Below are 20,332 nucleotides of genomic sequence, written 5' to 3' on the forward strand. Positions count from 1 at the left end.
GAATAACCCCTAATAACAGCACTAAAAAAAGCCCCCCAAAAAATCTAGGGTGGACTTTCATACTTAAATTTATCATTTTTTATACTATATAACTTCTCTAAATTCTAATTCAATATTTTTAGTTAAAACATCTATATAACTAAACGATACTCTACGTTGTTTATCTTCAACGTCTAAATCAACAATAAACACCGCTGGAAAGGTACTAACTAAAACCCCACGACGAACTTGTACATTCTTGCGTCCAATCTGTGTTGTGACGGTTAAATGGCTTCCAATCTGATTATCTAACTTCGCTTTGATCCGCTTAATGGTATCTGTATCTGGCATTATCTTTTGGTTGCCAAAAATCTAGTTAAATCTAGTTAATTGAGTATTCACACAAGCCCCCTCATATCAACCATTTAACTTAAAAATACCTAAACATTGATCCCTGTGCAATTGCTAATTATGTTAGATTTTTTCGATGTTACATGTTTTGACAATTTTCCTTTCATGGTTTTGGTTCATCCCATTTAGGGAAGCGATTGGTTGTAACCTACGCAACCGCCCTACAAAAGATAATTTTAACACATTAACTCAAATTTTACAATTTTATCACATACTATATATTTTTACAAGCTAAATGAGAATTTTTTTATAGCTTTTTAAATGATATCATATTTTTCTAATTCCTCACTCAAAGCAATAAATTGCTCTAAACTTAAAGTTTCTGCACGTACACTTTGGGCAAGCTCTAATTTCGCTAAGACCTCTTGTAATAATTGTTTTTGTTCTGGTTGTTTACCATACAATGCTTGTAAATTATTCCATAGACTCTTTCGCCGATGTGCAAAGCAACCTTTTACTAATTTTTGAAAATGAGAATAATTATTAACATGATATTTTTCTACTGGGCGTTTTTGTAAAACAACAATCGCAGAATCGACTTTAGGTTGTGGAATAAAGACTGTCTTAGGAACAATAAAAGCTATTTGTGCATCCATTTGATATTGAACCGCAATCGATAAAGAACCATAGTCCTTGTTTCCTGGATTAGCGGATAAACGATCAGCAACTTCTTTTTGCATCATGACTACAATCGCTGCAAAATCAACTCCGCTCTCCAATAAATGCATGATAATTGGTGTCGTAATGTAATAAGGCAAGTTCGCCACAATTTTAATTGGATGTTTGCCATCAAAATGTTGTGCAATCAAGGCTTGCAAGTCAGCTTTTAAAATGTCTTGATGTACAACTTCAACATTAGGATAAGGTGAAAGTGTATCGGCTAAAACAGGTAACAAGCGCTCATCGATTTCTAAAGCCATAACCTTATGCGCACGCTTAGCCAGTTGTTCTGTCAACGCACCAATTCCTGGGCCAATCTCGATAATATCATCATCTTCACTTACTTGCCCTGCTGCTACGATGTTTTTTAAGATATTAATGTCGGTTAAAAAGTTTTGACCTAAGCTTTTTTTAAAGGTCAACCCATAACTTTCCATAATCGCTCTGGTTCGTGTAGGTGACGCAATTTCAGGTATTTGATTATTCATCGATTTCCTCCTTAATCTCACTTAATGCATTTAATAATTGTGTCGGTGTGATCTGAAATAGATTCAACCGCTTATAAAGTTGTTTGCCATTAACGTAGCCAATTCCTAGTTTTTCTCCTAACAAGCGCCGTTTTTGTTTGGCTTCTTTACCATTGATTAAACCTTCTTGCATCAATAACGCTTGCTCAATTAATGGTGGCTGTTCAAGACATTCCGTATATAAATTACGTAACGCTTCTTGAATCGCTTCAACACTGGCATGTTCTACTCCTAGACTGCCTTTATGATCAGGGGTTGCATCTTTGCGCTTTAAAAAGGCATGCTTGACACCTGGAACAGCTTCTTGAATGATTTTTCGAATCTTTTCTCCTGAAAAATCCGGGTCGGTAAATACAATTATGCCGCGTTTTTCATGGAGCTCTTCAATTTGAGCAAGCGTTTCATCACTGATTGCAGAGCCTCTGGTTTCTAATGTATCAGCATTGACGGCCATTTGAATACGCTTGGTATCGTCTTTGCCTTCAACAACGATCACTTCTTGAATCTTCATCTTTTCTGTCATTTAATCTTCAATAACCTCTTTGTATTTTCTGTCGTAATTTGTGCTAATTGCTTGGCTGTTAGCCCCTTTAATTGTGCTAAATATTCCAATGTATAGCGTGTCATTGCCGGTTCATTCATTTGCCCTCTAAAAGGATGTGGCGTCAAATAAGGAGCATCGGTTTCAACTAAGATATTTTCTAAAGGCGTTGCCAAAGCAGCATCTTTAACATCTTTAGCACTGCTAAAAGTAACCACTCCACTATAAGAAAGTCGCATCCCCAAGTCTAAAAATTTTTGGGCCCATTGTTTATCACCATTGAAACTATGCATAATTCCGCCATTTTTCCAAATTTGATTTTGTTTCAAAATTTCATAGCAATCTTCAAACGCATCTCGGTTATGCACGCTAATTGGTAAATTTAATTCCTGCGCTAACTTGATTTGACGAGCAAACACCTTTTTTTGCAATTCATGGTCTAAATCACAATGATAATCCAATCCAATTTCACCTAAAACTTTTAGCTTAGGCTGTGTTTCAAAAAGCTCAACTAACTTTTTTTCATAGTCTAAACTCCACTTATCTGCCGATTCAGGATGACAGCCAACTGCACCATAGATTCCCTCAAATGCTAATAACTCTAGCAACTTATCTGTACTGGGTTGATCATAGGCTATCACAAGCATTCTAGTGACATCTAAAGCTTTAGCACGCTCAATAACATCTGGTAAATCATCTTTAAACTCGCTTGAATTAATGTGTGTATGCGAATCAAAAATCTGCATCTGTGCGTATCCCCCTTTAAAAAAAGACAGCACTGGGGCTGTCTCATTAATTTATCCAACAATCGAACCAGCTGGAATGTTTTCTGGAACAGTAATCAATTGTACCGTTTCTCCGTATTCAGCTGAAAGCAACATTCCTTGACTGATTTGACCACGCATCTTACGTGGTTTTAAATTTGTTACCGCAATTACATTTTTACCGACTAATTCTGCTGGATTAGGATACCATTGTGCAATTCCTGAAAGAATTTGACGCGGACCTTTATCACCGGCATCAAGCGTAAATTGCAAAAGTTTATCTGCGCCTTCGACTTTAGCAACCGCCAAAACTTTAGCAACCTTTAACTCTACCTTATCAAAATCTTCGAATTTGATTTCATCTTTAGTCAAAACAAGTTTGGTTTCATTTGGATCTGACATTTCTTCTTTAGCTTGTGCCATCGCCTTGCGTCCCTTAACCTTTTGATTTTTAGTCATCTTAGATTGAATATATTCCACTTCTTCTTGAATGTCTAAACGAGGGAAAATCGGTGTACCTTTAGCAACAACTTGTAAATCAGCTGCTAAATCGTCATAGGCTACACCTTTAATTTGCATTTGACTAGTATCTAATCCTAATTGCGTAAAGATTTCACGTGGTGCATGTGTCATCACTGGTTGCAATAAGATGGCACTCAAACGTAAACTAGCTACTAAATGAGCTAAAACGCTGTCTAATTGCGCACTTTGATCTTCGTCTTTAGCTAAAGCCCATGGTTGAGTTTCATCGATGTATTTGTTAGAGCGTGCGATAAATTTCCAAACGGCTTCTAAGGCATTTGAGAAACGAACATTTTCCATTTCTTCTTGATACTCTTCAATCGTTTGAGTAGCTGCTTGTTCTAGACTTGCATCAAATGCAGTTACACCACTCACAAATACTGGTACCTTGCCTTGACGATACTTATTAACCATCGCTACGGTTCTGTTTAATAAGTTACCTAAGTCATTAGCTAAGTCATAATTAATCTTAGCTACAAAATCTTCTGGCGTAAAAATACCGTCATTACCAAATGGTACAGCACGCATCAAATAATAGCGCAAAGCATCTAAACCATAACGTTCAACAATCATTTCTGGATAAACAACGTTACCTTTAGACTTAGACATCTTGCCATCTTTCATCACTAACCAACCATGGCCGATAACATGTTTTGGTAATGGTAAATCTAAAGCCATCAAGATGATTGGCCAATAAATCGTATGGAAACGCACGATTTCTTTACCGACCATATGAATATCAGCTGGCCAGAATTTGTTGAACAATTCTTCATCATTACTACCATAACCTAAAGCAGTGATATAGTTGCATAAAGCATCGATCCAAACATAGATAACATGTTTTGGATCATTTGGTACTTTTACTCCCCAATCAAAACTAGTTCTAGTGATTGCTAAATCTTCTAGCCCTGGTTTGATGAAGTTATTTAACATTTCGTTTTTACGACTTTGCGGAATAATAAAGTCTGCATGTTCTTCGTAATATTTAACTAGTTTATCAGCATACTTGCTCATCTTAAAGAAGTAGCATTCTTCTTCCACTAATTGCACTTCATGACCGGAAGGAGCTTTTCCACCAATCATCTTGCCTGTTTCATCACGATAAACTTCGGCTAATTGTGATTCTGTAAAATATTCTTCATCAGAAACAGAATACCAACCTTCATATTTTCCAAGATAGATGTCACCTTTATCCAAAAGTTTTTGGAAAATCTTTTGAATAGCTTGTTCGTGATAATCATCTGTTGTACGGATAAATTTATCGTTGGTAATTTCTAGTTTTTGCCACAATTCCTTGATGCTTGCTGCCATTTGATCGACATAAGCTTGTGGGGTCATGTTTAATTCTTCGGCTTTTTGTTCAATCTTTAATCCGTGTTCGTCAGTTCCGGTTAAAAAGAAAACATCAAACCCTTGTAATCTCTTATAACGTGCTAAAACATCACAAGCAATCGTTGTATATGCGTTACCGATGTGTAACTTGCCGGATGGATAATAAATCGGCGTGGTAATATAAAATGTTGGTTTTTCAGCCATATTTTCAGATCCTCTCATGCGTCTTGCAAATTGTTTTGCCATAATTTGCAATTTTTGTCAATTAATTTAAGTATACCATAGTAAGAGAGCTGATGGTACTTTATCCTGGACTTAACCTTGACGAAAATAAGTGTATCAGCTATCTTTAGATTAGATATCATATAAATTAAAGGAGATTTGAGTGATGATTCGTCCAGCAAAATTAAGCGATGCACAGTATGTCATGCCGATTTTATTGCAGATTTTTGATGAAATGGAACTCACAGCTTTAGCTGAAGTTTCTAATGAAGCCTTAAGTCAAATGTTAATTGCAGCTTTTAAAGAACCAACTTATCGTTATGGCTATCGTCACATGTTAGTTTATGAAGATGATGATACAAATGAAATCCTAGGATTGGCGGTTGGTTATCCTGCACAACTCGAGGCTAATATCGATGATGCTTTAGCACCTTACTTTCAAATGATTGGCTTACCAAGCGAAACTCGCTTATTTAGCAATGATGAATCCCGTCCTGGCGAATGGTATCTAGACTCCTTAGCAGTCGCACCCCATGCCCAAGGCCGCGGTATCGGTTCACAACTGCTATGCTTTTTGCCTGAATATTTGAAAAAACAAGGTCAAAGCATCTTGAGCTTGAGTGTTGATTTGAAAAATCCACTCGCTAAAAAACTTTATGTTCGTCATGGTTTTGTCGAAGACGGCTATACGATGATTGACCGTCACAAATACGATCACATGATTAAAAGATTAGACTAAAAAAAGTAGCACTTATACGCAGTTTTCTCCTAATTTGGAAAGCCACTTCAAAATAAGTGCTACTTTTTATTATTCTTTGCGCAACTGTTTCAAGATTTCTTTAGCGCTCTTGGAATCACGTAAACCTTGTTGTTTTAAAAGCTGAACTACTTGAGCTATTTCTGTATCTTTTGCGCCTACAGAAACTGCTAAAGATTTTAACTGCAAACTCATGTGCCCTTTTTGGATTCCTTCGGTTACTAATGCATATAAAGCTGCCAAATTTTGTGCCAAGCCTAAGCTAACAATTACTGTTTCTAACTCTTTAGCTCCCTTAAAGTTTAACAAATCATGGTTAACCTTGACTAAAGGAACAATACTAATTGAACCACCGACACTTCCAAGTGGCAACGGCAAAGTCAATTCACCCTTTAATACTTCACCTTCGACATACCATTGGCTCAAGCCACGATACTGGCCGTCTTTAGCCGCATAAGCATGGGCCCCTGCCTCGATTGCGCGCCAATCATTTCCACTAGCTAAAACAGCCGCATCTATTCCATTCATGATTCCTTTGTTATGTGTGGCTGCCCTATATGGATCAAGTTGTGCTAAGCGACTTGCTTGGGCCAATTTAGCAGCTATTTTTTCACCACTAATTCCATTTTTAGCTAAAGCATTTACTGGAATTTGACACGTTGCACTCACTAAACATTCCGTTGCATAATTAGATAAGATACTCATCAAAATATCTTGATTACACTCAGAAATGATTTTTTGTGCGACAGCTTCTAACATTGTGTTTAACATGTTAGCTCCCATCGCTTCTTGTACATCAACCGCTAAATCAAGCGAAACCAAATCAGCCGCTAAAACACGACTGCGTAACCAACGTGCACCTCCGCCTCTTTTGACAATCGATGGATGAGCCTGATTGGCACAATCCAGCAAACTGCTTTCGTTTTCCTTGAAATACGTTTGTAAGGCTACAGCATCACTGACATTTTCACAAACAACTTGTCCTAGCATCAAGCGTTCGTGGATTTTGGCCCTAAAGCCACCCACTCTTTTGACGATCCCTGCACCATGACTTGCCGCAGCAATCACCGAGGGCTCTTCTGTCACCATTGGAACTAGGTATTCCTTGTCGTTGACCACCAAATTTAAAGCTAAGCCTTCTGGTAAACTGTATTGCGTGATGAAGTTTTCAATCATCGTTTCACCTAAATTAGGGTCTTGCGCATTTATTTTGAGTAATTCTACTTGTTGTTTATTTAACTTAGCTTGTTTTATAAGCACTTCTAGGCGTTGTTCCCAGTTTTTACGATAATATTTTTCAAATCCATCCATTTATTGTTCCTCACATTTTTAATTATCCACTGCATATCTATAGTATATGTTATTTTGGGGATAGAAAATATTTGTTTTTGCTAAATTTTTTCAATGTTTTAGCCAAATTTTGACTTTTAAGCTATAATTTGTAGAGAAGTTTTACACAAGGAGGGATAAATATGGGTAAAAAAGGCCTCTTTTTGGGGATAATGTTGTTGATTTTGGGGATTATACTCCTCTCATCTCACATTTATGCACAAGAAACACTCAAAATAGGTGTGGTTGCTACTAATCCGCCTTATAGTTATCCACAAAAAAAGCAACCTGGTTTTGATGATAAACTTGCTAAGCAACTAGGTAAACAACTAAAGCAAACTGTTAAAGTCGTTAAATACAAAAATGATTCTACTATGTTAGCTAGTTTAAAAAAAGCTAAGATAGATGTGGCAGTTGGTATTCAAAAAAACCAAGCAACATCTGGCATCAAGCTTTCTCAGCCATATCTTTATCCGCCAAATACATTATTTATTCGTACCGATGGCTACTTTAAATCCTTTGAAAAACTTCAAGGTCATTACATCGGTATTTTATCCACAAATCCTAATGCTAAGTTGTTAAAACAACTTGATTTTAAAGTTAAAAGTTATTCAGATGTGGACAAATTAATCGAAGCTTTAGGCTCACGCAAAATCAGCGCCGGTTGGCTAAGCGACTATCAATACAGTGCTTATTTAGCGCAAAATCCGCAATTGATCAGCCAACCTAATTTAGATTCGGAAGCCAAAAAGCAAGTCTTAAAAAAAATCAGTGCTCCACAATTAACAGCTAGTCAACTTTGCTTGGCAACTTATCACCAAGCGCGCCTTGCAAAAAAACTTAACAAAGCACTACAACAGCTTCAAGACAATAATACCTTGGCAAAACTTTCATATGACTTTTTCAAACAAGATTTGAGTAAAGAATAAAATTCTATAATAAAACTGGAGCTGGGAAAAAAGTACCAGTCTGGACATAAAAATAGCTGATTGAATTTCTAAAAATGAAATTTGATCAGCTATTTTTGGTTCGTTTTTTTAGGGATTTTATCCCGTTTTATTTTTTAGTTAATATCTGTATTCTTTTCGATTATAAGTTTTTAAATTAAAATATTTCTTTTATTGATTCTCGCACCTCCAACACACTTGAACAAATTATTTTTATTGGCATTTTTTCAAAACCCGAAATATATTCTTTTGCTAATATGGCAGCCAGTCTTCCCATTTTTTCTGCATCTATATGAACTGTCGAAAGACTTGGAGACATGTATTGTGCCATATCAATATCATCAAAACTAACAATAGAAATATCATTCGGAATTTTTATATTACTATTATTCAAACATTTGTATATTCCTATAGCCATAGGATCACTAGCAGCAATAATTGCGGTAGGTCTAGAAGGTAAAGCTAACAATTGTTCAGTTAAATATATTGCAGATTCGCTTCCCCATGATCCTTGAAAAACATTTATATATTCTGTCAAATCGTGTAACTTCATCCACTCAATATAACTCTGTGATCTAGGCTCTTCAATGCCAACTTTATTCCCATCTATATCTACCATATTTGCTTTTCCACCTATAAATGCTATATTTTTATGGCCTTTGGAATACAGTAAATTTAAAATTTCCATGGTTTTATATTTAAAATCATTTTGTATACAATCATGTGTACTACGATTGGAATCAATTAATATTATATTTTTATTATATTCTTCTATTTTTTGTAATAATCTATTTGTTACTTCTCCTATGATTATTATTATCTTAAATTCTTTAAGTTCATCCCAGTTTTTAATTTTATCTCTCAAAGAAAAAATCGTTTTAACCTGGATTCTCCATTTAGAAGCTTCTAATAAAATACCACGACGAATATCTTGAAAATAAGGATCTTCATGCTCATTTGCTATGCCATGTCTTGTTATCAACCCAATTGTCATCATCCCATTTATATTTTTAGGACTTCTAGTAACTTTATTTTTTTTATATTGTAGTTCATTTGCAATTTCTATTACTCTTCGGCGTGTATTTTCATTAATACTAAATGTCGGATCTTCATTAAGTATTCTAGAAACACTTGCTACAGACACCTTAGCTATCTTTGCAATATCTCGCATGCTAACCATTATTTGACTCCTTTTACTAAACCCTTATCATCAAGTTAATATTTAGTCACTATTATAATACACTACATTTAAAAATTATATATTTTAGAATTTTTATTATCTACAATTATTACGCAAAAAGAGAAGTACGATATACTTCTCTTTTTACCTATTAATTCATTCTTTTTTTAAAATCTTTACATCCAATGGTTTTAAAAGAATGCTCTTATCTATTATAGATTTTCCATCAATATAGTCATATAGGGAACAATTTTCTTGTATTTCTATTTCTTTCGAATCATCTGAAAAATTCATCAAAAAATAAAAATCTTTTTCTTGAAAATTTCTTTTTTGTATTGAAATACAGCTTTCCTTTTTATTAAATAAACCATCATGATTACTACAAATATTTAAATTATCTATTATATCATTTAAAAATTTTTCAATACACCTCTGTTCCACATGGCACCCTATAAAATAAGAATATCCACGTCCTAATTTATAAGATGCAATTGCTGGTGTATCTTTATAAAAGGCTTTTTTATAATTAGCTAAACTCTTTGCACCAGCCAATTTCATAACTGTACAACAATTTAATATCTTATAATCAACATGATGATATTCTAAAACATTGTATTCTTCTTTATACAAAACATCAATTTCATTGACTTTTATTCCATATAAGAACTTTGGAATATCATCCCTAATTTCATCTATATATGCTAGTGAATTTTCATCTACAATACCATAAATATAACTTCCAATTAGAGTTCCACCATTTTCTACATACTTTTTTAATTCATGTGCTACTGATCTTTTCATTGAAAAATGCATAGGATCAATCAATAATTTATATTCAGAAAAATCATCTTGATCAGAAATAATATCTACAGGAATATCTTTTTTCCAGAAAAAACTATAACATTCTCTTATATATTCCCAATATCTAGTTGCATCTTTTGAAAAACCTTCCACATCTTCTAATGCCCAATAGTTTTCACAATCAAAAATTATTGCAACTTTTGCTTTTTCATAGGTACTACCTTTAATTTCAGAAATCAATTTGAGCTTTTCTCCTAATTCAGAAACTTCTTTGAAAACTCTTTTTTCTGTAGCCCGAATATGTTCAATGACCGCTCCATGAAACATCTCAGCTCCACCTCGTGATTGACGTAGCTGAAAATATAATATACTATCAGATCCATGCGCTATGCACTGCATACTTGATAATAAGTTAATTCCTGGTTGCTTAGATTTATTTATTTTTTGCCAATTCACTCTAGAAGGTGTACTTTCCATAATTAAAAAATTTTGCTTCTTTAAGCTTCTATAGTAGTCATTGATTAATCCCATGTTAATGGCTAATTCTTCTAAAGATTGATAGTCATTATTCCAGTTAGGATATGCATCCCAACTAATAACATCTAATTTCTTTGACATTTTATGATAATTTAATCCTGTGAATGGGACCATGTTAGGATTAAATGCCATCATATTTGTAGTTACTGGTATGTTCGGTGTTATTGTACGTAGAGGCTTAACTTCATTTTCCAAAAAATCGATAGTTATATCAGTTATAAAACGACGCCAATCTAAATTCATACCTTTACAGCCCAGCTCACTTTTATAGCTAGGAGGAAAAACTTGATTCCAACTACTATAAGTATGTCCCCAAAAATCATTCCACCAGGCATGATTTAAATTTTTTAAACTTCCATATTTTTTTTGCAACCATAATCTAAATTCTTTTTGACAATTATCACAAAAACATTCACCAGAATATTCATTAGAAATATGCCACAAAATCAAGCATTCTCTCTTGCCATACCTAAGTGCTAACTTTTCATTAATATTTTTTATCTTCTCTCGATATATCTTCGAAGACAAACAATGATTATGCCTTCCTCCAAAGCGACGTCTAACCCTATCTTCATTAACTCTTAAAACTTCAGGATATTTCTCTGCCATCCACGCAGGTCTAGAACCACTTGGAGTTGCTAAGATTATATATCCATGCATTTGTTCTACTCTATCAAAGATATTATCTAACCATTCAAAATCATATTTTCCTTCTTCTGGTTCTAATTTCGACCATGAAAACATTCCTAAACTAACCGTATTGATTGATGTTTTTAAGAAAATTTCAAAATCTTGATCAATAATATTATCATAATCTAACCATTGCTCCGGATTGTAATCACCACCATACAAAAATTGATTACTTTTTATTTCGTTCATTTTTAATCCTCACTTATATTCACGGATTTTCACACAAATGGCTTGTAAATCTTCTGTTACAACTGAATATTGCTGATTTATTCCATTAAATACAATTGGATTTTCCATCCCATATTTTTTCAAAAATTCTCCACTAACAATATCAGTATCATTGATTATATATTTTTTTCCTTCATCTAAAAAATGTAATTTTAGATAGCTTTTGGGTGTAGAATTTGGTTTTATTTTCCTGTTAAAAATCATTACCACAGCTTCTGATTTATCTTTATTAACTACTGCCCAGTTATAAACATCATCATTTGTTGTTAACTTTATAAATCTCCCATACATCATCAATTCTTGATTTTTTTTATAAAAACTAATTACATCTTTTATTTCTTTTTTTTCTTGTGTAGATAGCTTATTTAAGTCTAGTTCATATCCTAACGCTCCAAAAATACCGATATTATGTCTAGTTGATAGCATAGTTCTTCTGTTTGTTTGATGATTTGGCGATGCGGTTATATGACTTGAAAAACTAGATAATGGGTACCCTAATACTGTTCCTGTTAAAATATCTAATCTTTCAGTAGCATCACTATTGTCACTAGGCCAAATTTGTGGACTATAGAATAAGATTCCCAAATCATATCTTCCTCCACCACCAGCACAACCTTCAATTAATATATCAGGAAAATCAGAAATAATTTTTTTATATAGCGTATATACTCCACATATATAGCGATGAAACACTTCTCCTTGAGAACGATCATTATCATGTAAATATGCTGAATATGCTTCTGTTATGTTTCTATTCATATCCCATTTAATATAATCTAAATTTGTCATTATAATTATTTTTTTAATTTGATTATATATTTCTTCTATTACCATCGGATTAGAAAAATCCAAAACATATTGTCCTCTTCCTATAGCCTTCCGTGAATATGGATGCCCCAATAACCATTCTGGATGCTTTTTCAATAATTCTACATTTGGAGACACCATCTCTGGTTCAAACCATATTCCTAATTTTAAATTCATATCATGAATCTTTTTAGAAAAGCTTTTCAATCCATTTGGGAATTTATTTATATCATACTTCCAATTTCCCAAGGAGTTTCTGTCATCATTTCGATTTTCAAACCAACCATCATCAATAACAAAACACTCCATTCCTAATTTTTTCACTTCTTTTGCTGCATCTAATAATTTTTTCTCATCAAAATCAAAATACATTGTTTCCCAGCTATTAAACACTATTGGCCTTTTAGTAACATCTTGCCATTTTTTATCAATAACATGTTCATTAACGAATAAAGAAGTTTCATCCATTAAACTATTTATACCATTTTCTGAGTAAAAAAATACTGCTTCTGGTGTAGAAAATGTCTCTTTGGGTGAAAGGCCCCACTCAAAATACTCGGGATTAATACCAACAAATATTCTAGCCTTATCCCACTCATCCATCTCAACTCCACTAATAAAATTACCAGAATAAATTAAGTTCGCTGCATAAATTTCTCCAGTTTCTAAGGTAGTATCTTTTTCTTTAATCATGATAAATGGATTATGTTGATGACCTGAAGCACCCTTCAAAGATGATACTGTTGTCAATCCATGTTTTATAGGTCTAATATTTATATGCCTTTCTCTCAGCCAGGCTCCATCTAACGTAACTAATTCATGATTAGGCATATTTCTTAATTCTAATACTCCACTTAAGCATTTATTAACATTAACTTTTTTCTCACCTACATTTTCCAGTTTTATACTTTTCACAATCGCTGCTGTGTCATCAAAAATAGTAAAATTCTGCCATAATTTCAAATTTCTTTCTACATCAAGTAATTCAATACTTAAGGTTTCTGCATTATTTCCATAAGATGTTGGAAAATCTAAATTTCTTTTTTTGTATCGTTTAACTTTATAATCCTGATACTGAAAATCCAAATAATATATTTCAGATTCACACCTTACATCAATTGCACTCATTCCAAAATCAGATGTACCATAAACAGGATATTCTTGTAATTGATCTGCTAAAGTGAAATTTCCCATATCTTTGGAATATTTTACTGTTCCTGCCGCTTTATTTTTATATTTTTTCAGATAACAAATATCATATTCCCATAATTTACTTACTCTCTTACCAAAATAAACTTGACCTAAGTGCCCATTTTCTAAAATTTCAAATATATAACTAATTTTTTTATTATATAAGTGAAAAAAATTATCTTTTTTTTCTATCATTTTTAACTAACCTTCTACTTCATCCTTTACAAAACTCTTATCCAAAACCAATAAAAACGGAATCCATATAATAGTCATTACAATTACATCAACTATTTGTAAAATAGCTCCCGCAATCGAACCAGTTCCTAACCAACCAGATAGAATAATAGGAGTCGACCATACAACTGTAGCTCCAATTGGTTTTGGAACCAATCCCACATTAATAGCACAGTATGAAACAATTGTGGAAGCTATTGGTGCTAAAATCCACGGAATTATTAAAACTGGATTCAAAACTATAGGCAGGCCATACGTCATAGGTTCTGACACATTAAAAATTGACGGAACAAGTACCGTTTTCATCATAGTCTTCATTCGAATTGATTTAGCTAGAAAGAAGGCAAATGTAATTGCTATTCCTAATTGCATACCTTGATTAACAAATACTCCCATAAAAGTAGTATTAATAATATTAGGAAGATTTTCTGTACCGGATTTATACGCTTCATAATTTTGTAAAGCCAATGAGGCCATGATTGGATCAATAATTGAATTTATTAATAATGTCCCATGTAGCCCAAACCACCAAAATAATTGTGTCATAAAAACTGCAATAATAACTGCTGGTAAAGTTCCTCCTAATCCCATCAATGGTTGTTGCAAAACTTGATAAACAAATTCAATTGCATTTTTATAATCAGTATAAGTAAATATATATCTAATAATATTACATAATAGCAACGGAACTGCACCAGGAATTATTGCTATAAATGATTGGGATATCATTGGTGGAACTGATTCTGGCATTTTTATTGTAATATTTGCCAAACTTATTCGACAATATAATTCACATGAAATAAATCCAACAATAATTGCAATAAACATTCCTTTTGCACCTAAATTAGAAATAGCAAAAAAAGCTCCTTCGGCCTTGTCATTTCCAACTGGTACTAACATTAAAAAACTGGATAGCGAAATAATTCCAGCAAACACTTTTTGTTGCTTATAATATCCTGACAATTGATATGCAATTCCAAAAGCAATAATCATTGCAGAAATTGACATGGTTGCATTACTTACAGGTCCAAAAAAATCATTCAAAAATAAATTAAAATTTTCAGGTAAATATTTTGAAAAACCAAACGTACTAGGTAAATTTTGTAAAATAACCATGATTGAACCAAACATTGTTGCTGGAAAAGCTACCATAAATCCATCACGTAAACTTAACAAATATTTATTACCACCAATTTTTTCAGAAAATGGTATCATTTTCTCCTGAAGAATAATCATAATTTTTTTCATAACAATAATTCCTTTCATTTTCATTCGGTAAACGTTTACAATTTAATTATAGTTGTTTAGTTAACGTTTACACAATATCATGATTTATATTTTTTATATAATAAAAGACGAAGTGTTCACTCACTTCGTCTTTTTTAATCTGCTATCATACTGTAGATAATACCTTCGCGTACGCCACTTTCTGAAAAAATAATTTCAGGAACTTCATTGACTTGAATCAAATATGAAATTGGCGTCAAACCACCTATGATGATGTCTGCTCTATTAGCTTCTTCGGCTAATTCCTTTTGGCGCTCGGCTAAGCTCATCCCTAACCAAGAAGAATAGATCTCTTGAAAGGAATAAGCTGACATTTTCACGCCATGCATGAAGTCCGTTAGTGGTTCGCCTAGACGTTCGAGCTGTTGGCGTGCAACGGTTCGATTGGCTCCACCTAATAAAACTAGTGGTAAACCCGTGCCATTTTTAAGCCAAGGTAATTGATTGAATTTATATTGCACAAAACGTTGCAATTGAAATAAATCTTGGGCTGTAATCTTATCTTTAGCATTAAATTTTTCGCTTAAACTGACTGCGCCATAGGGAATGCTGATTGAGTCGCTTAATTTTTTATCTTTAATCAAGCACAACTCAAAGCTTCCACCACCCATGTCACACAATAGACAATCACTGACATCTAAGGTATTAATCACCCCTAAATAATCATAATATGCCTCAGCTTGTCCTGATAAAATTTCGATTTCTACACCAGTTAAATCCTTGACTTGTTGCACAAAAGTTGCGCTATTTTTAGCACAGCGCACCGCTGCAGTCGCAATTGCTTTAACAATCAAATTAGGATACTGTTCATATTCTGCTTTAAACTGTGTGAGGGCCTCTAGCGTTCGCTTAATAGCGGTTTCTTGTAAAATGGGTGATCCTTCAATTTGCCCCATCCCCTCTGCTAGACGCGTCATTACCTTTTGTCGCTTAACTTCTTTGAAACTTCCAGCATCATCGAGTTCAATAATCGCTAATCTTGTCGAATTCGAACCAAAATCTAAGATTGCCAAATTTTTCATTTTTGCACGCTCCATTAATTTGATACACACTATTTTATCACAAAATTCTCATCTAATGTTAATCAAAATAGTTTACACCAATTGCTGCACGTACTTCAGCTAATGTCTGTTCAGCGACCGCATTAGCCTTTGCACTACCTTCTTTTAACATTTGGTATACACTTGCAACATCTTTAGCATACTCTTCTCTGCGTTTGCGAATCGGTGCAAGTTGAGCTTCTAAAACTTCATTCAAATAACGTTTAATCTTCACATCACCTAAACCACCTGCTTGATAGTGTTGTTTTAAGCGACTCACTTCTTCTTTATCTGGATCAAAAATATCCAAATACGTAAAGACCATGTTACCCTCAACTTGTCCTGGATCTTCAACATGAATATGGTTTGGATCAGTATACATCGACATTACTTTTTTACGTACCGTATCGGCATCATCTGATAAGTAAATGCAATTACCTAAAGATTTACTCATCTTAGCATTTCCATCAAGCCCTGGTAAACGACCTGAGCCTTTTGGCGGAAAGACACCTTGTGGTTCAACTAAAACTTCTTTACCATAAATAGAATTAAAACTACGCACAATCTCACGGGTTTGTTCAATCATTGGTTCTTGATCATCACCAACTGGCACTAATTGAGCCTTAAAAGCTGTAATATCTGCAGCTTGACTAACTGGATAAGTGAAAAAGCCTGCAGGAATTGAACGTTCAAAATTCTTTTGTTGAATTTCAGCTTTAACCGTTGGATTTCTTTCCAAGCGTGAAACAGTCACTAAATTTAAATAATACAAATTTAATTCAGCTAACGCTGGGATCTGGGATTGAACAAAGATTGTTGATTTTTGTGGATCAATACCCACTGCCAAATAATCCAAGGCTACTTCAAGCAAAGAATTGCGAATTTTTTCTGGATCTCTAGCATTATCTGTTAAAGCTTGTTGGTCAGCAATCATGATATAAGAATCATATTCACCTGATTCTTGCATTGCAACTCGATTCTTCAAAGAACCAATATAATGACCTAAATGTAACTTACCGGTTGGTCGATCACCGGTTAAAACAACTTTTTTTGACATATAAATCTTTCCTTTCTTATCTTGGCAAAAATAAAAATCGCCCTATCTCAACAGAAATAGGACGATTTTACTCGCGGTGCCACCTAAATTGCAAAATATTTTTGCCACTTAATTTTCTTTATTAAAATTTATTTACTCAGGCCCACTTCGTTTTTTTGTCGTTTCTTTCAGCAACCAAAACGTCTCTGTCATTAAAAAAACTACTCTTCACTGATTACGTTTATTTTAGCTAAAAAATTAAAAAGTGTAAAGCCTTAGATTAACTCTTGATAACATCTAAGATATCTATTTTTTATGACTGTCACTAAGGCTAAATATGCTAATACCGTCAAAAATAGCAAGCCCCAAAACATCAATGGTAAAGCATGTAAACCAATATTTTTACCTAATTGACTAAATGGTAAATAACTACCGATTAACACACCTAAACCAGTTAGAACCGTCATCGCTAACGCTGCATTACTTTGAATAAATGGTAATTTAGGCGTACGCAAGGCATGTAAAACAAAAGTTTGGGTCCACAAAGATTCCACAAACCAACCAGCATGAAACAACGCAATGAAGATCACCTTTTGTCTTGGAGTCAATGTCGTAAAACTTCCTCCCACGGCTATTGGGCAAATAACAAAATACAATGCCGCAAATGTCGTTAAATCAAAAACTGAACTCGTTGGTCCAAACCATAGCATAAACTTGCTGAGATTTTTGGTTTGCCAATTTTTAGGGCTTTGTAAATACTCCGCATCCATCTTATCCCACGGTACTGCTAAACATGATACATCATAAACCAGATTTAGCATCAAGATTTGTAATGGCAACATTGGCAAGAATGGCAAGAAAATACTTGCGCACAAAACAGACAACATATTGCCAAAATTAGAACTAATCGTTGTTTTGATATATTTCATGATATTTCCAAAAACTGCACGCCCTGCCAAGATTGCACGCTCTAAAATCATCAAGTCTTTATCAAGTAAAATAATATCTGCTGCTTCTTTGGCGATATCGACAGCTGTATCAACCGAAATACCTACATCAGCTGCTCTTAGCGCTGGCGCATCATTGATACCATCACCTAAAAAGCCGACTGTATTTCCTGTTTGTTTCAAACAGTTGACTAAGCGCACTTTTTGTTTAGGATCAAGTTTAGCAAAAACATTACTTGTTGCCAATTTTTCTTTTAATTGTTGATCGCTTAATTCATCGATATCTTGACCTGTCATGATTTGGCCTGGAGTTAATCCTACTTGCTTGCAAACAGCTTGTGCTACTAAAGCATTATCACCGGTTAAAATCTTTACTGCCACACCATTTTTTTGAAGTGCATCTAAAGCTGGTTTAGTTGTTTCTTTAGGCGGATCTAAAAATGCTAGATAGCCAATCAAAATCAAGTCACTTTCATCTGCTATGCTAAATTCTTTAGCTTGTGCATACGTCTTATGTGCAACTCCAATAACACGCATCCCTGCTTGATTTAATTGTTCAACTCTTTGTAAAACATCTCTTTTTTGTGCTTGTGTGAGATGTTTAATCTCATTTCCTACCTCTACAAATGCACAACTATCAAGCATTTCTTCGATTGCGCCTTTGGTAATCATTTGAATTTTACCATCTTGATTAGAAACTACTACGCTCATCTTGCGCCGTTTGAAATCAAATGGTAGTTCATCTATCTTGGTAAATTCCAATTTGCTGACATCTAGTTGTTCTTTAGCGGCATCAATGATTGCTACGTCTAAAAGATTTTTTAATCCAGTTTGATAATAACTATTCAAATACCCATGCCGTAATACCCGTTGATCATTTTCTCCATCACAATTTAAGTGATATTCCAAAATAATCTTATCTTGCGTCAATGTTCCTGTTTTGTCCGTGCATAACACATCCATTGCCCCAAAGTTTTGAATCGAGCCTAAATTTTTGACAACTGTCCCTTTCTTGGCTAATTGGGTTGCCCCTTTAACTAGGTTAGTTGTCACAATCAACGGCAACATTTCTGGGGTCAGTCCTACTGCAATTGATAAGCCAAAAATTAAGGCTTGCCACCAATCCCCCTTAGTTAGACCATTAATAATAACTACTAATGGTGCCATAATTGCCATGAAACGTAATAACAAATACGAAACTTGCTTTAAGCCATTATCAAAATTAGTCGGTGCCGATTTTTTCGTCAATTCTTTTGCGCTTTGTCCAAATAAGGTATTTGTTCCTACTGCGATTACTACACCTAATGCACTGCCGCTAACAACATTACTACCCATGAAAACTAAATTATCACGTTGCACAGGGCTAACATTTTTTTCTTGTGTATCAAGCGTCGTCTTTTCTAGCGGATAACTTTCCCCCGTCAAAGCTGCTTGCGCAATGAATAAATCTTTTGTCTGCAACAAACGCATATCTGCTGGAATCATATCCCCAGCAGCTAACTTGATAATATCACCACAGACTACTTGTGCTACTTCTATTTCTTTTAACTCTTCTTTTGCTCGTTTAACCGAAGCCGTTACTTTGATTAGTTCTCTTAATTTTTGGGCAGCTTGATCAGAGCGAATACTTTGCAATAAAGACATTGTGCCACTAACCAAAACCATCACCGTAATAATAATTACACCCGATAAATCACGGTCACTTGGTGTAGCTAACCAATAATCTGTGATAAACGAAATCACTCCCAAAAGAATTAATACTAACGTAAAGGGGGTAATGTATGCTTTTAAAATTTGCATCCCTAACGGTGTTTTTTTCTTTAATTCTAAGCTATTCGTTCCATATTGTTCACGTGCAACTGCTACTTGTTGTTTTGTTAGTCCATTTAATGAGCTACCTAGTTGTGCTAACACTTCTGTTGGTGTTAACTTAGCCAAACGTGTGTAGTCTACTAGATCTTTCCTTTTTTTCAACATTTTCCCGTCTCCTTTTTGTAAAAGTCCTTTTTACAAAAAGGCTACCTAACCTATTTGTAAAAAGTTTCTTTGCTATTAAAACACCAACAATAACTACCTTCATCCATCATGAATTCCCCCTTTAATCCGAAAAAAAAGACCTTATGCCAAAAACTCAAAGCATAAGGTCTTTTCTGATTATCGTACCAGAAGCAATCTAGTCGTTTGAGCTTTGGCACTATACAACGTAAAAAGCTAACACTTTTAGCTACCTTAAGAAAAGCCTTGTTCGACAATTCCTGTTCTACCCATTGGCGTCTTTCGACATTTTTGGGCAGTAGCCTATGTTTGTATAGGAGCCTCACCTAACAGATTTTTTCGTTTAATTTCGTTTCATTCTACACCGC

15 protein-coding genes and 1 riboswitch are annotated in these 20,332 nt (G+C 34.1%); of the genes, 2 read left to right on the forward strand and 13 right to left on the reverse strand.

The genetic code is table 11. The features are described from left to right. Positions 1 to 84: 84 nt before the first annotated feature. The 5 genes from QM017_RS07765 to metG form a co-directional block, all read right to left on the reverse strand. Positions 85 to 330 (reverse strand): Veg family protein, encoded by a 246-nt coding sequence (locus QM017_RS07765; RefSeq protein ID WP_178196261.1) that lies wholly within the window; start codon positions 328 to 330, stop codon positions 85 to 87. A gap of 317 nt (positions 331 to 647) precedes the next feature. Further along, a complete protein-coding gene (gene rsmA / locus QM017_RS07770; protein ID WP_282709384.1) occupies positions 648 to 1,538 on the reverse strand; it encodes a 16S rRNA (adenine(1518)-N(6)/adenine(1519)-N(6))-dimethyltransferase RsmA in 891 nt (296 codons plus the stop codon). Further along, complete coding sequence (rnmV, locus tag QM017_RS07775) at positions 1,531 to 2,088, reverse strand: ribonuclease M5 (RefSeq protein WP_178196307.1); 558 nt, start codon at positions 2,086 to 2,088, stop codon at positions 1,531 to 1,533. Before rnmV ends, rsmA begins: the two co-directional genes overlap by 8 nt. An 8-nt stretch (positions 2,089 to 2,096) precedes the next feature. Next, positions 2,097 to 2,864, reverse strand: coding sequence for a TatD family hydrolase (locus QM017_RS07780; RefSeq protein WP_282709386.1), 768 nt, complete (start codon positions 2,862 to 2,864; stop codon positions 2,097 to 2,099). A 51-nt stretch (positions 2,865 to 2,915) separates the two neighbouring features. Then, positions 2,916 to 4,940 carry a methionine--tRNA ligase gene (gene metG, locus QM017_RS07785; protein ID WP_282709387.1) on the reverse strand — a complete coding sequence of 675 codons (2,025 nt, stop codon included), beginning with the start codon at positions 4,938 to 4,940 and terminating at the stop codon, positions 2,916 to 2,918. Positions 4,941 to 5,124: 184 nt separating this feature from the next. Between metG and QM017_RS07790 the strand changes: the two genes are divergently transcribed. Beyond that, entirely contained in the window at positions 5,125 to 5,697 is a 573-nt protein-coding gene (locus QM017_RS07790) for a GNAT family N-acetyltransferase (protein WP_282709388.1), read from the forward strand. 69 nt (positions 5,698 to 5,766) lie between these two features. Here QM017_RS07790 and QM017_RS07795 read toward each other — a convergent pair whose 3' ends face one another. Beyond that, positions 5,767 to 7,026: a hydroxymethylglutaryl-CoA reductase, degradative gene (locus tag QM017_RS07795; RefSeq protein ID WP_282709389.1), complete on the reverse strand. Its 1,260-nt coding sequence runs from the start codon at positions 7,024 to 7,026 to the stop codon at positions 5,767 to 5,769. A 161-nt stretch (positions 7,027 to 7,187) separates the two neighbouring features. On the opposite strand from QM017_RS07795, the gene QM017_RS07800 reads away from it, so the two are divergent. Then, on the forward strand, positions 7,188 to 7,973 hold the full coding sequence (locus tag QM017_RS07800) for a transporter substrate-binding domain-containing protein (RefSeq protein ID WP_282709390.1): 786 nt from the start codon (positions 7,188 to 7,190) through the stop codon (positions 7,971 to 7,973). Positions 7,974 to 8,148: 175 nt separating this feature from the next. Here the strand turns inward: QM017_RS07800 and QM017_RS07805 are convergent, their stop codons facing one another. The 7 genes from QM017_RS07805 to mgtA all read right to left on the reverse strand — a co-directional run bounded on the left by QM017_RS07805 (position 8,149) and on the right by mgtA (position 19,946). Continuing rightward, entirely contained in the window at positions 8,149 to 9,171 is a 1,023-nt protein-coding gene (locus tag QM017_RS07805; RefSeq protein ID WP_282709391.1) for a LacI family DNA-binding transcriptional regulator, read from the reverse strand. Between the two features lie 156 nt (positions 9,172 to 9,327). After that, complete coding sequence (locus QM017_RS07810; RefSeq protein WP_282709392.1) at positions 9,328 to 11,388, reverse strand: beta-galactosidase; 2,061 nt, start codon at positions 11,386 to 11,388, stop codon at positions 9,328 to 9,330. A 9-nt stretch (positions 11,389 to 11,397) separates the two neighbouring features. Further along, complete coding sequence (locus QM017_RS07815; RefSeq protein WP_282709393.1) at positions 11,398 to 13,620, reverse strand: alpha-galactosidase; 2,223 nt, start codon at positions 13,618 to 13,620, stop codon at positions 11,398 to 11,400. A gap of 6 nt (positions 13,621 to 13,626) precedes the next feature. Then, on the reverse strand, positions 13,627 to 14,907 hold the full coding sequence (locus QM017_RS07820; RefSeq protein ID WP_282709394.1) for a PTS transporter subunit EIIC: 1,281 nt from the start codon (positions 14,905 to 14,907) through the stop codon (positions 13,627 to 13,629). Between the two features lie 134 nt (positions 14,908 to 15,041). Further along, positions 15,042 to 15,968, reverse strand: a complete 927-nt coding sequence (locus tag QM017_RS07825) for a Ppx/GppA family phosphatase (RefSeq protein WP_282709395.1) — start codon at positions 15,966 to 15,968, stop codon at positions 15,042 to 15,044. Between the two features lie 58 nt (positions 15,969 to 16,026). Then, on the reverse strand, positions 16,027 to 17,043 hold the full coding sequence (gene trpS, locus QM017_RS07830) for a tryptophan--tRNA ligase (RefSeq protein ID WP_178195202.1): 1,017 nt from the start codon (positions 17,041 to 17,043) through the stop codon (positions 16,027 to 16,029). A gap of 254 nt (positions 17,044 to 17,297) precedes the next feature. After that, positions 17,298 to 19,946, reverse strand: a complete 2,649-nt coding sequence (gene mgtA, locus QM017_RS07835; RefSeq protein ID WP_282709396.1) for a magnesium-translocating P-type ATPase — start codon at positions 19,944 to 19,946, stop codon at positions 17,298 to 17,300. A gap of 188 nt (positions 19,947 to 20,134) precedes the next feature. Beyond that, a riboswitch (M-box (ykoK) riboswitch) is annotated at positions 20,135 to 20,305 on the reverse strand. Positions 20,306 to 20,332: the final 27 nt, after the last annotated feature.

Origin of the sequence: Ligilactobacillus sp. Marseille-Q7487, from assembly GCF_949152225.1 — a bacterium.
Classification (GTDB): Bacteria; Bacillota; Bacilli; order Lactobacillales; family Lactobacillaceae; genus Ligilactobacillus.